This is a genomic window from Streptomyces sp. NBC_00158 (genome assembly GCF_045160885.1).
GTDB lineage: Bacteria > Actinomycetota > Actinomycetes > Streptomycetales > Streptomycetaceae > Streptomyces.
The window spans coordinates 6,618,923-6,631,881 of the sequence record NZ_CP108161.1; the positions used below are offsets into that span (position 1 = coordinate 6,618,923).

Annotated in this window: 9 protein-coding genes; 5 read left to right on the forward strand and 4 right to left on the reverse strand. The window is 74.8% G+C overall.

Annotated features, from left to right (window positions below):
* Nucleotides 1-17 precede the first annotated feature (17 nt).
* Both OG553_RS30325 and OG553_RS30330 read left to right on the forward strand, forming a co-directional pair.
* Entirely contained in the window at nucleotides 18-5,204 is a 5,187-nt protein-coding gene (locus OG553_RS30325) for a caspase family protein (RefSeq protein WP_405982024.1), read from the forward strand.
* On the forward strand, nucleotides 5,201-6,049 hold the full coding sequence (locus OG553_RS30330) for a hypothetical protein (protein WP_405982025.1): 849 nt from the start codon (nucleotides 5,201-5,203) through the stop codon (nucleotides 6,047-6,049). The genes OG553_RS30325 and OG553_RS30330 overlap by 4 nt, the downstream gene beginning before the upstream one ends.
* Before the next feature lie 26 nt (nucleotides 6,050-6,075).
* Here OG553_RS30330 and OG553_RS30335 read toward each other — a convergent pair whose 3' ends face one another.
* Complete coding sequence (locus tag OG553_RS30335; protein WP_405982026.1) at nucleotides 6,076-6,930, reverse strand: helix-turn-helix transcriptional regulator; 855 nt, start codon at nucleotides 6,928-6,930, stop codon at nucleotides 6,076-6,078.
* A gap of 53 nt (nucleotides 6,931-6,983) precedes the next feature.
* Here OG553_RS30335 and OG553_RS30340 point away from each other — a divergent pair, with 53 nt between their 5' ends.
* Nucleotides 6,984-8,498, forward strand: a complete 1,515-nt coding sequence (locus OG553_RS30340) for an MFS transporter (protein ID WP_405982027.1) — start codon at nucleotides 6,984-6,986, stop codon at nucleotides 8,496-8,498.
* 96 nt (nucleotides 8,499-8,594) lie between these two features.
* Here OG553_RS30340 and OG553_RS30345 read toward each other — a convergent pair whose 3' ends face one another.
* Both OG553_RS30345 and OG553_RS30350 read right to left on the reverse strand, forming a co-directional pair.
* Nucleotides 8,595-9,320, reverse strand: a complete 726-nt coding sequence (locus tag OG553_RS30345; RefSeq protein WP_405982028.1) for an HAD family hydrolase — start codon at nucleotides 9,318-9,320, stop codon at nucleotides 8,595-8,597.
* Between the two features lie 4 nt (nucleotides 9,321-9,324).
* Complete coding sequence (locus tag OG553_RS30350; protein WP_405982029.1) at nucleotides 9,325-9,804, reverse strand: Lrp/AsnC family transcriptional regulator; 480 nt, start codon at nucleotides 9,802-9,804, stop codon at nucleotides 9,325-9,327.
* Between the two features lie 131 nt (nucleotides 9,805-9,935).
* Here OG553_RS30350 and OG553_RS30355 point away from each other — a divergent pair, with 131 nt between their 5' ends.
* Both OG553_RS30355 and OG553_RS30360 read left to right on the forward strand, forming a co-directional pair.
* Nucleotides 9,936-11,333: a cryptochrome/photolyase family protein gene (locus OG553_RS30355; RefSeq protein WP_405982030.1), complete on the forward strand. Its 1,398-nt coding sequence runs from the start codon at nucleotides 9,936-9,938 to the stop codon at nucleotides 11,331-11,333.
* A 4-nt stretch (nucleotides 11,334-11,337) separates the two neighbouring features.
* Nucleotides 11,338-12,324 carry a MerR family transcriptional regulator gene (locus OG553_RS30360; protein ID WP_405982031.1) on the forward strand — a complete coding sequence of 329 codons (987 nt, stop codon included), beginning with the start codon at nucleotides 11,338-11,340 and terminating at the stop codon, nucleotides 12,322-12,324.
* Here the strand turns inward: OG553_RS30360 and OG553_RS30365 are convergent.
* A complete protein-coding gene (locus OG553_RS30365; protein ID WP_405982032.1) occupies nucleotides 12,248-12,859 on the reverse strand; it encodes an RNA polymerase sigma factor in 612 nt (203 codons plus the stop codon). The two genes, OG553_RS30360 and OG553_RS30365, sit on opposite strands and share 77 nt — an antisense overlap.
* Nucleotides 12,860-12,959: the final 100 nt, after the last annotated feature.

Here is a 12,959-nt window from a genome sequence, read left to right on the forward strand (position 1 = left end):
GGCGCTTCTTCATCGGCATGGGCACCGGCAGGTACTGCCACCTCCCCCAGGAGGAACAGCTGGAATCGGTCCCCTCCGACATCGCCGCCATGACCAACCTCTTCGCGGACTTCGGCTACGAGCGCGCACTCTCCGGGCTGGGCGAGTACGACGGCGCCGAACAGCTGCGCCAGAAGCTGAGCCACTGGTCCGCCGACACCGGGCTCTCGGGCGACGACGTCGTGGTGGTCTACTTCGCCGGCCACGGTGCCGTCGAGGAACGGGACCGGCACTACCTGCTCTGCTGGGACACCCGCGACACCGACCTCGCCGCCACCGCCCTGGCCACCGAGGACCTCGTACGCATCCTGTGCACGGGCGGACTGCGCCACCTCCTGCTGATCCTCGACACCTGCTCGGCCGGAGCCGGCACCGCCGAGGCCTCCGCCGCCGCCCTCCAGACGATCATCTACCGGGGAACCGCCGCCGGAGCCTCCGCCGGCCTCTGGTTCCTCGCCTCCGCCCGGCGCAAGGAGTTCGCCCTCGACGGCGCCTTCGTCTCCGTGCTCGGCGCGGCGATCGAGACCACCACGGAGCGAACCGGACAGCGCCAGCAGTACCTCGACCTCACCGAGTTGGTGAAGGCCGTCAACGAGCGCTTCGACCTTGCGGGACGGGGCCAGCGCGCCGAACTGGCCAGCGCACTGGTCACCGGCCTCGCCCCGTTCCTTCCCAACTCGGGATACCGGGAGGAGTTACCCCCGACCGGCACCGACCTGGAGGTGCAGGGGCGCGTCGCTGTGAAGGAACTCGCCGAGCACTTCGGCCCCCGTTCACGCGGGGTGGAGTTCGAGTCGGAACAAGGCCTCTACTTCAGCGGCCGGGTGAAGGTGCTGACCGAACTGGCCGACTGGGCAACGGCGGAGCAGGGCGACGGCCGGGGCCGCGTCGTCACCGGTGTCCCGGGCTGCGGCAAATCGGCTGTACTCGGCCGGATCGTCGCCCTCTCCGACCCCACCTACCGGGCCCGCCTCGACCTCAGCGACGTCGACCCGGCCACCGTCGTCCCCGAAGGCTGTGTGACCGCCGCCGTCCACGCCCGCCACAAACGCCTCGAGGAGGTCGTCGAACGGATCGCTTCGGCCCTGGGTACCGAGGCCGACGGCGTGGCCGCTCTCCTCCAGGAACTCACCCGGCGCGGCCGCCAGGGCCCCCCGCTGGTCATCGTCGTCGACGCTGTTGATGAGGCCGGATCCGACACCGCCGCCGACGCCGGCGGCCACGGCGAGCCCCGCCGCATCACCCGCGAACTGCTGCGCCCCATGGCCGAGATCCAGGGTGTACGCCTCCTCGTGGGAACCCGACGCGAACTGGTCACCCCGCTCGGTCCGACCTTCACCTGCGTCGACCTCGACCGGCCCGATCACCGGGCCGGGGCCGAGGACGTAACCGCGTACGTCGCCCGGGTACTGCTCGCGGCCGAGGAGCCGGAGGTCCGCACCCCGTACCGGGACCGTCGCGCCCTGGCCTGGACCGTGGCGCGCGGCGTCGCCGAGAAGGCGGCGGGGGTCTACCTCTACGCCCGGATGACCGCCCGCACCCTGCGGTCCGACGTGGCGCCCATCGACGTCGGCCGACCGGGCTGGAAGGAGAACCTGCCCAGCGAGGTGGGCGACGCCTTCGACGACTACCTGGCCCGCTTCGGCCCCGACGAGCCGAGGGTCCGCCGCATGCTCCTGGCGCTGGCCTTCTCGGAGGGCAAGGGCCTTCCCCGCGGCCGGGTGTGGACCGGGCTGAGCTCCGCCATCTCCGGAGTGCCCTGCTCGGAGGAGGACGTCAGCTGGGCCCTGGACGTGGCCGCCGCGTACATCGCGGAGGTCGTGGACGACGACCGCCGCTCCGCGTACCGGCTCTACCACAAGGCCCTTGCCGAGCACCTGCGCGCGACGGCCGCCCAGAAGGCACGCGACATCCAGCACGCCCTCGTCGACGCGCTCATGGGGCTCGTGCCCCAGGCGGCGGCGCAGCAGCCCGACTGGTTCGCCGCCGTGCCGTACGTACGCCAGCACCTCGCCACCCACGCCGTCGCGGCCGGGCGCCTTGCGGAGCTGATGGAGGACCCCGGGTTCCTGCTGGCCAGTGAACCGCTCACGCTGCTCCGGGCGTTCGCCGCGATGGAGGGCGAAGGCGTTCCAGGGGTGCGCGGCGCGTACGAGCGGATCGCCCACCGGCTCAGCGCCGACACTCCGCTCGGGGACCGGGCCGCGGACCTCCAGCTGTCGGCCCGGTGCTGCAAGGCCGACCGGCTCGCCGACCGGGTCGGCGACCTCGCGGTGGCCCGCCCCTGGTCGACCCCCTGGGCCTGGTGGTCGAACAGCGGGGCCCACCGCATGCTGAACGGTCACGAACGGACGGTCAACTGCGTCGCGGGGGGTGCCCTCGACGGCCGTCCGGTCGCGGTGACGGGCAGCGACGACCTGACGGCACGCGTGTGGGACCTGACGACCCAGCGCCGCATCGGTGAGCCGCTCCCGGTCGGGATCGCCGTCAACGCCCTGGCCATCGGCGAACTCGGCGACTACACCATCGCCCTGACCGGCGGGGACGACGGCACCGTCCGGATCTGGGACCTCTCGGCCGGCCAGGAGTACGGGGAGTCGCTTACCGGGCACACCAACCGGGTCCTGTCGATCGCGGTCGGCGAGGTGAACGGCCGCCCCCTTGCCCTCACCGGGAGTGACGACGGCACGGCGCGACTCTGGGACCTCGTGGACCGGCGCCAGCTGGGCGCGGCGCTCGTCGCCCACCGCAGTTCAGTACGCGGCGTCGACCTTGGGTGGATCGACGGCCGGCCGGTCGCGCTCACCGGCGGCGATGACCGGGCCGTGCACGTGTGGGACGTGCGCGACGCGCTCGACGGGGGTAGCGCGAAGCTCGACGGACATCCACTGGTCGGTTCCATCGGCGGCGTGCGGGCGGTGTGCGCGGCCGCACTGGACGGGCGCTCGCTGGCCCTGGTGGGTGAATCGTCAGGGGTGCTCAGCTGCTGGGACCTCGCCGACCGGCGGCAGGTCGGGGAACCGGTCCCGGCGCACACCGACGACAGGCTGTCGGGTCTGCGTTCGGTGGTGACCGGTGTCATCGCCGGCCGCCCCGTCGTGCTGACCAGCGCCCGTCGTGTGGCGCGGCTGTGGGACCTGCGGACGCTGCGCCCGCTCGGCCAGCCGTTGCGAGGCCACGTGGAGGCCATGACCGCCGCGGCCCTCGCCGTCCACAACGACACGGCCCTGGCCGTCACCGTGGGCGCCGACCACACCGCGCGGATCTGGGATCTGGCCGCGGACCGCCCCGACGACGGCCTGACCAGGTCGATGGCGGCCACCGCTTTCTGCGACTGGGAGGGCCGCCCCGTCGTCGTGACGAGCGGGGAGGACGGGGCCGTCCGCGCCTGGGACCTGCGGACCCGCCAACAGCTGGGCCCGGTCTTCGGCGGGCATTCCACCCAGGTGAAGACCGTGGCCGTCACCGTGGTCAAGGGGCGGTTGACCGTGGCCGCCGGCGGATCGGACACGGTGGTCCGGCTGTGGAACCGCACCGAGGACCGCACCGACTGTGTCGAACTGGAGGGGCACACCAACGCCGTCATGTGCATCGCGTTCGGTGCGCTGGCGGGCCGGCCGGTCGTGGCCAGTGCTGGGGAGGACGGCACAGTCCGACTGTGGGACGTGGAGTCCGGCGCGGCGCTCGGCCGGCCGCTCGCGGGCCATGTGGGCGACATCGAGCACCTCGCCGTCCGGTCGGACGGGGGCGACCTGGAAGTCGCCGTCTCCACCGGCCTGGGCCACGCGTACACCTGGCGGATCACCCGGGGAGGCGGCGGGCCCGAGGCCCGCTGCACGGGCCACCGCGACCTGCGGGACGCGGACCCGTTCGCCAGGGCCGAGGGAGTGGCCTTCCACCGGGGGACGGCCGTGGTGGTCACCGTTGCCGGAGCTGGGCACCTGCAGGTCTCGGAGGTGCTCAGCGGCGCCACGGTGGCCGGACCGTTCCCGACGCTCGGCACGGTACTGGCCGCCACCCTCGTGCAGGTGGGCGCCGACTCCGTTGTCGCGGCGAGCGGCGGCGGCCAGCTGCGGATCTGGCGCGCGGCCCCCCGCGACCCGTCGGGCCCGCCGCCGGAACCGACCTGGTGCCTGGAGCCCGAGAGCACCCACGCGCCCGCGCTCTTCGGACGGGTGGACGGCTCGGTGGTCGTCGTGACCACGGGCAATCCGGACGTGCTCGTCTGGGACCTGAAGGGCCGCCACGTGATCGGCGAGCCGTTGTGCGGCACCACGAAGAGGATGGTGTCCGCCGACATCGTGGAGGGCCGCGACGGCCGTCCGATGGTCGTGACCGGGAGCAGCAGCGGGGTCGTCCGCCAGCACGATCTGACCGACGGCAGCCAGGTGGCGCCGCACCTGACCCACGACGGTTCCCACCAGTTGATCACCACGGTGCAGGAAGCCGGCCGGACCCTGGTGCTGCGCGACGGCTGGGCGGCGACCTCGGTATGGGACCTGGCGACCCGCCAGCAGCTGGCCAAGCGCTACGGCACCGGTGGCATCAGCCGCGTCTGCCGGTCGGGTGACCGGCGGGTCGTCGTGTCGGCGACCTCCGAATACGTCCTGGAGGCCTGGGACCTGGAAACCCAGGCGGCGTTCTGCCGCCCGATGGCACATCACATGGGGCCGGTGACGGCCCTGCGCGACCTGGTCGTCGACGGGGTCCACACCCTGGTGAGCGCCTCGCACGACGGCACCGTCGGACTCTGGAACCTGGGGACGGGAAGCCTCGTGGGTGATCCCCTGACCGGATTCGCCCTGGGCGCGACCGCCCTGGAGCTGGTCCGGCTCGATGGCGCCGACCTTGCCGTCGTCGGATCGGGCGACGGACACCTCCACGTCCGCGCGGTGGACGCCGACCGGGCGGTTGTGGGGGAGTTCCCGCGCTTCGCCTCGGGCGTCAGGGAGATCCGGATCGCCGAAGTCCGCGGCGTCCCCACCGTCGTCGCCGCCGACCGGCACGGGCTGCTGCGCGTCGGCCGGATGAACACCTTCACCTGGACCTCCGAGATCAACATCGGCAGCACCATCAACGGCTTCTCCATCGACCGTGAGGGCCACATCTGCGTGGCCACCGACATGGGCGCCGTCGCCCTCACCCTGGCGGAGGTGCGCCCGTGAGCCGGATCGTGTTCGTGCACGGCATCGCGCAGGAGGTGGTGGGCCCCGAGTCGCTGCTCGCCGAGTGGTACCCCGCGCTCTGCGACGGGCTCGCCCTCGCCGGCGGGGAGGCGCCCGCGCGGGACGAGGTCGGGATGGCCTTCTACGGGGACCTCTTCCGCCAGGCCGGGCACCGCGGCACCGGGACGCCCGAGCTCGACGCCTCCGACGTGGAGGAGGGGCTGGAGGAGGAACTCCTGCTCCAGTGGTGGGAGTACGCCGCCCGGATCGACCCCCGGCTGCCCGGGCCGCAGGACCGGGTCCGGCTGCGGACCCCGTACCCGGTGCAGCGGGCGCTGGACGCGCTCGGGCACTCGGCGTTCTTCGCCGGGGCGGGGGAGCGGCTGATGATCGGCGCGGCCCGGCAGGTGAGGCGGTACTTCACCGAGCCCCGTATCCGGGCCGCGGTCCGCGGGCGGTTGGAGGGGGCCCTGACCGACCGGACCCGGGTGGTCGTCGCCCACTCGCTCGGCTCGGTCGTCGCGTACGAGGTCCTGTGCGCGTCCCCCGACCGGCCGGACGTGGTGCTGGTGACCCTGGGGTCCCCGCTCGGGGTGCGCAACCTGGTCTTCGACCGGCTCGTGCCACCCCCGCACGCGGGGCGCGGCCGCTGGCCCGCGCCCGTGCGGCAGTGGGTGAACATCGCCGACCGGGGTGACCTGGTGGCGCTGGCCAAGGGGCTGGCGCCGCTGTTCGGGGACCGGGTGCGGGACGTGGCGGTGCACAACGGGGCCAGGGCGCACGACGTACGGCCCTACCTGACGGCCCGGGAGACCGGCGGGGCGATCGCGGCGGCGCTGGCCTGAGCCACCGGCCCCGGTGCCGGTGCCGGTCAGGCGGCGACGGGGGACAGGGCCCGGAGCCGCTCCAGGCCCCGGCGGGACTCCTCGTCCAGCGGGACGAAGGTCGTCAGCCGCGCCCCCGAGGCCGGGCCCAGCCACAGGCTCGTGTGTTCCAGGCGCAGCGGCCCCACGTGGGCGTTGCGGACGTACTTGGTGTTGCCGCCGGCCGTGACCACCTCGTGCCGGGCCCAGATCTCCCGGAACTCCGGCGAGGCCGCCTCCAGCCGGGCCAGCAGGGTCTTCCACGCGGGTTCGGCCAGGTGTCCGGCCATGGAGGCCCGGAACTTGGCGGCGAGCAGCCGGTTCACGCCCGGTGTGTCGACGAGGGAGGCCTGCCAGTCGGCGTTGGTGAACGCCAGCCACATGCAGTTGCGGTCCTCGGGCGCCAGCGCGTCCAGGTCGCACAGCAGCCGGGCGTAGGTGCTGTTGTAGGCGAGGATGTCGTACCGGCTGTTCTGCACGCACGCCGGGATCGGGTCCAGCTGGTCCAGCATGGCCCGCAGGGCCGGAGTCACGCTCGGGCAGCGGGTGTTCGGCGCCGGGTCGGTGCTGCCCGCCAGCGCGAACAGGTGCGCCCGCTCGCTGGAGTCCAGCAGCAGGGCCCGTGCCAGCGCGTCCAGCACCTGGGGGGACACCTGGATCTCGCGGGCCTGTTCCAGCCAGGTGTACCAGGTGACGCCGACGGCGGAGAGCTGCGCGACCTCCTCGCGGCGCAGCCCCGGGGTGCGCCGGCGCGGACCCCGGACCAGCCCGACCCGCTCGGGGGTGATCCGCTCGCGGCGGCTGCGCAGGAAGTCGGCGAGCTCGTGACGGCGCAGGTCGCTCTCGGGTGCAACGGTGGTCATCGCACCAGGATGCGGCACCGCTCATCCTGTTGCCAGGTACTCCTGGTACCAGGATGAAGAGACTCTGGTACCAGTCTGAGCGGCGGCGGATCGTTCCTTCCGTGAGTGAAACAACCGTACGCACGACCCACCCGTCCCCGTCCGTCACCGCGGTGCCCCCCGCCGTCCCGGCCACCGCCGAGGCACCCGCCGTCCTCACCCCGCTCGGGTTGTTCACGGTGCTGCTGGGCGCGGCCCTCCCCCTGATCGACTTCTTCATCGTCAACGTGGCGCTGCCCGCCATCGACGCCGACCTCGCCGCCGGTCCGGCCGTGCTGGAACTGGTCGTCGGCGGCTACGGGGTCTCGTACGCGGTGCTGCTGGTGCTGGGCGGGCGGATCGGCGACACCGTCGGACGGCGGAGGCTCTTCGTCATCGGGATGGCCGCCTTCGGGGTGACCTCCCTGGCCTGCGGCCTGGCCCCCACCGCCTGGGCCCTGGTCGGAGCGCGGGTGGCGCAGGGTGCGGCGGCCGCGCTGATGCTGCCCCAGGTGCTGGCCACCATCCAGGCCACCACCCAGGGTCCGCGCCGGGCCCGTGCGATGAGCCTGTACGGGGCCACCGGCGGCCTGTCCATGGTCGCCGGGCAGATCCTCGGCGGGGTGCTGGTCGCCGCCGACGTGGCCGGTTCCGGCTGGCGTTCGGTGTTCCTCGTCAACGTGCCCGTGGTCGTCGCGGGGCTGGTGCTCGCGGTCCGGGCCGTCCCGGAGACCCGCTCGGACCGCCCGGCGTCCGTGGACGTCCCCGGGACGCTGCTGCTCGGCCTCACCCTGGTCTCCCTGCTGCTGCCGCTGACCGAGGGGCGGGCGGCGGGCTGGCCGCTGTGGACCTGGGCGGCGCTGGCCGTGTCCCCCTTCGCGGCCCTGGCCTTCTACCTGACGGAGCGCCGCGCCGACCGGCTCGGCCGTACCCCGCTGGTGCCGCCGAGCCTGCTGCGGCTGGTGTCGCTGCGGCGCGGGCTGGTGATGCTGGCGCCGTTCTCGGTCGGCTTCAGCGGCTTCATGTTCGTGGTCGCCGTCGCCCTCCAGCAGGGCCTGCGGATGGGGCCGGTGGAGGCGGGGGCCGCACTGGTGCCGATGGCCCTCGGCTACTTCGGCGCCTCCCTCGCCGGGCCCCGGCTGGTCGGCAGGTTCGGCAGCCGGGTCGTCACCGCCGGCGGGCTGGTCCAGGCCCTCGGCATCGCGCTCGTCCTGGCGGCCGTCCGGTACGGCTGGCCGGACCTCGGCATCGCCGGGCTGGCTCCGGGCGTCGCCGTCGCGGGTCTGGGCCAGGGCCTCCAGCAGCCGGTGCTGATGCGGCTGATGCTCTCGGACGTCCCGGCGGACCGGGCGGGCGTCGGCAGCGGGGTCATGATCACCACGCAGCAGTCCTCGCTGGCCCTGGGCGTGGCGACCATCGGCAGCCTGTTCCTGGCGCTGGTCGCGCCGCTCGGGATGCGGGACGCCCTCGCCGTGACCCTGCTGGTCCAGCTGGGCCTGATCGCCGTGACGACGGTCCTCGCCCTGCGGCTGCCGCGCGTGGTGCGCTGACCAGGACCGGGGCTGGGAGCACGGGCGCGACCGGGGCCAGGACCGGGACCGGGAGCGCGAGCGGGGGGGCGCCGGCGAAGGCGCCCCCCGCCGCCGTCAGGCGCGTGCGGCCCCGCCCGCGAACAGCCACTCCTCGGCGGCGTCCGCGTCGAACTCCCGCTGCCCGCCCGCGAAGAGCAGCCCCGCCGCCGCGAACGCCGGATCGCCGGCGCTCTCCGCCACGTACGGGACCGCCAGGCAGGCCATCCCGGCGGCCCGCGCGGCCAGCGCACCGGGCGCCGCGTCCTCGACCACCACGCAGTCGGCGGGCCGGGCGCCGAGCCGGCGGGCCGCCTCCAGGAACACGTCCGGCGCGGGCTTGCCCCGATCGACCTCCTCGGCGGAGACGACCGTGGTCAGCAGCGCGGCCAGCCCGGTGCCCTCCAGCACGGCCTCGATCGCCTCCCGCGAGGACCCGGAGGCCACCGCCATCGGCACGCCCCGCGCGTGCAGCCGTTCCACGAAGGTCCGCATCCGGGGGAAGGCCTCCGTACGGGTGCGGGCCAGCTCCAGGTAGGCGGCGTTCTGCTCCGCCAACAGCTGTTCGACCGGGGGCCGCAGGCCGTAGCGGTCCTTGAGGACCTCCAGGGTCTCCAGGGTGCCGATGCCGATGAAGCGGGAGTGCTGCTCCCAGGTGAAATCGGGGACGCCGTGCCGCTCCAGGGTGAGGCGGCCCGACTCGTAGTAGTTCGGCTCGCTGTCCACGAGGGTGCCGTCGAGATCGAATATGACGGAGATCATCCGTTGTGCCCGTCCTGCCGGTCGTGTACCTGTCCCAGCCATCCTGTCAGGGTTTGTGAGCCGCCCGGCCCACGGACTCCACCAGCGGCAGCAGTCGGTGTGCGACCCGCTCGCGCAGCGCGACCTCCGTCCGCGTGCGGACCACCCCCGGAAGCCGGATCAGCCGCTGGATGACGTCCTCCAGATGCCCGGCGTCCCGGGCCACCACCCGGGTCAGCAGGTCCCCGCCGCCGGTGATGGAGAAGGCCTCGACGATCTCCGGCACGGTCGCCAGGGCGTCCCCGACCTCGTCCAGGTGCCCCTGGGTGACCTCGATGTGCACGAACGCCAGCACCGGATGCCCCAGCGCGGCGGGGGAGAGGACCGGCCCGGAACCGGTGATCACCCCGGTCCGCTCCAGCCGGTCCAGCCGGGCCTGGAGGGTGCCGCGGGCCACGCCGAGGATCCGGGCGTACTCACGGACGCTGGTGCGCGGCTGCTCGATCAGCAGGCGCAGGATCCGGGTGTCGAGCTCGTCCACCGCCATGTCTGGACTGTACCAATGGCCCGGATCATCCCGCCGCCGGGCGACCGCATCCGATCGCGCCCCCGCTGCCGAAGAACAGGGAGAGCAGGGTGACAGCCGCCGCCCACAGCCCCCGACACGGAGCCGAGCGCATGAACACCGCAGTGGTCCTGTACACCTCCGACCTGCGCCTGCACGACCATCCGCCGCTGCGCGCCGCCCTCTCCTCCTGCGACCGGATCGTCCCGCTCTTCGTCCGCGACCGGGCCATCGGGGACTCCGGCTTCGCCGCGCCCAACCGGCTGGCCTTCCTCGCCGACTGCCTCGCCGACCTCGACGCGGGCCTGCGCGAGCGCGGCGGCCGCCTCGTACTGCGCTCCGGGGACGCGGTCGCCGAGGTGTGCGCGCTCGTCCAGGAGGCCGACGCCGACGAGGTGCACATGGCCGCGGGCGTCAGCGGCTACGCCCAGACCCGCGAGGAGCGGCTGCGCGAGGCCCTGGAGGCACAGGGCCGCCGGCTCTACACCCACGACACGGTGGTCACGGCGGTCGCCCCCGGCGCGGTCCTGCCCGCCGGCTCGGGCGCCGACCACTTCGCCGTCTTCACCCCCTACCTGCGCCGCTGGACCGAACTGCCCCAGCGGACCGTGGTCGCCGCCCCGCGCCGCGTACGCGTCCCCGAGGAGATCGGCTCCGAGGAGCTGCCCCGCCGCGAGGACGTCACCGGAACCTCCCCGGGCCTCGCCCGCGGCGGCGAACGCGAGGCGCGGCGGCTGCTGACCAACTGGCTGCGCTCCGGCATCACCCACTACGAGGACGTCCACGACGACCTCGCCGCCGACGCCACCTCCCGGCTCTCCCCGCACCTGCACTTCGGCACCCTCTCGCCCGCCGAAGCCGTCCAGCGCTCCGCCGCGGCGGGCGGCGCCGGGGCCGAGGCCTTCGTCCGGCAGCTGTGCTGGCGCGACTTCCACCACCAGGTCCTCGCCGCCCGCCCCGCCGCCGCCTCCGAGGACTACCGCACCCGCCACGACCACTGGCGCACCGGCCCCGCCGCCGAGGAGGAGGTCCAGGCCTGGAAGGACGGCCGCACCGGCTACCCGGTCGTCGACGCCGCCATGCGCCAGCTGCGCCACGAGGGCTGGATCCACAACCGCGGCCGCCTGCTGGTCGCCAGCTTCCTCGCCAAGACCCTCTACGCCGACTGGCGCACCGGGGCGCGCCACTTCCTCGACCTCCTCGTGGACGGCGACGTCGCCAACAACCAGCTCAACTGGCAATGGGTCGCCGGCACCGGCACCGACACCCGCCCCAACCGCGTCCTCAACCCCGTCCGGCAGGGCATCAAGTACGACCCCGAGGGCCGCTACGTCCACCGCTGGGTGCCCGAGCTGGCCGGACTCCCCGCGCCCCGGGTCCACGAGCCCTGGCGGCTGCCCGAGGCCGAGCGGGCCCGCTACGACTACCCGCCGCCGCTGGTCGAACTCGCCGACGCGCTCGGCCGCTTCCGCCGGGCGCGGCCCGGCGCCGCGCCCGGCGGCGTACCGTAGGCCGGTGGACCCCGAACCCGCCCTGAGCACCGGTGCCGTAGCCCGCCGCCTCGGGGTCTCCCCGACCACGCTGCGCTCCTGGGAGCGCCGCTACGCCATCGGCCCGGCGCACCGCGAGGACGGCCGGCACCGCCGCTGGACACCCCGGGACATCGCCCGCCTGGAGGAGATGTGCCGGCTCACCGCGCGGGGCGTGCCCCCGTCCGAGGCGGCCCGGGCCGCGCTCGGCGAGGCTCCCGCCGCCCGCGCCGGCGGGAGGGCGGCGGCCGTGGTGCCGGGCGGGCCCGGCGCACTCCCGCTCGGGGAGGCGCGCCCGGAGGGACGGGGGCTCGCACGGGCCGCCGTACGCCTGGACCAGCCCGCGGTGGCCGACCTGCTGGAGACCGCCCTCGCGGAACACGGCCTGGTCGCGGCCTGGGAGGAGGTCATCGCACCGACCCTGCACGCGGTCGGCCGCAAGTGGGCCTCGGCGGGGGAGCGTTACGTCGAGGTGGAGCACCTGCTGTCCTGGCAGATCTCCGCCGCCCTGCACCGGATCCGCCCCGCCCGGGACCAGGCGCGGGTACCCCCCGTGCTCCTCGCGTGCGCGCCCGGGGAGCTGCACAGCCTGCCCATCGAGGCCCTGGCGGCCGCCCTCGGCGAACGGGGCGTGCCGGTACGGATGTTCGGCGCCGCCCTGCCCGCCGGAGCGCTGTGCGACGCGGTACGGCGTACGGGTCCCCGTGCCGCCGTGCTCTGGGCGCACTCCCGCACCACCGCGGACCGGGCCCTGGCCCGCTCGGTCGCCGGCATCGAGTGGGGGCTGCGCGGTGCCCGCGGACGGTCGGCGCTCCTGCTCGCCGGACCCGGCTGGGGCCCGGAGTCCCAAGCACCCGGCACCGGGCGGCTGTTCGGGCTGCGCTCCGGCCTCGGCGTCATCGCGGAACTGGTGGCGGCGCAGGCTCCAGCGACTGCCGCAGGGCACGCAGGGCCCGCCGCATGTGGCTCTTGACGGTGCCCAGCGGCAGGCCGGTGCGCTCCGAGATCTGGCTCTGGCTCAGATCGGCGTAGAAGGCCAGGCAGAGCACGTGCCGCTGGGCCCGCGGCAGCCGGGCCAGCTCTCCGAGGACCAGCACCCGGTCCAGGGCCTGCTCCGGCGGCGGCACCTGCGTCACCGTGCGCGGCTCCCCGGCGCGCTGCGCGGCGGCCAGCACCACCCGGGCCAGCCGCCGGCGGGCCTCCAGGGCGTCGGCCACCTTGTGCCGGGTGATGCCGGTCAGCCAGGCCCCGAGCCCGCCGGGCCCCGGACGGTACCCGGCCCGGCCGCGCCAGGCGGCGAGGAACACCTGCTGGGTGACGTCCTCGGCCTCGCGCGGATCGCCCAGCGCGCGCAGGGCCAGGGCGTGCACCATGGGCCGCCAGCGCCGGTATACGGCCTCCGTGCTGGCCTCGTCGCCGGCCGCGAACCCGGACTCCACGGCGGGGTAGGCTGCGCCGACGGGGTCGTCGTCCTGCGGGCGGGAGCCCTGCGGGGGAACGGTGTCCATGGGACGAGCCTCCCGAGACGGCGCCCGGTGATCCACTTGCACCGTTTCCGCATCGATTCAGCCCCGCGCCCCCGGCTCCGCAGAGCCGCCCGCGCCCCCG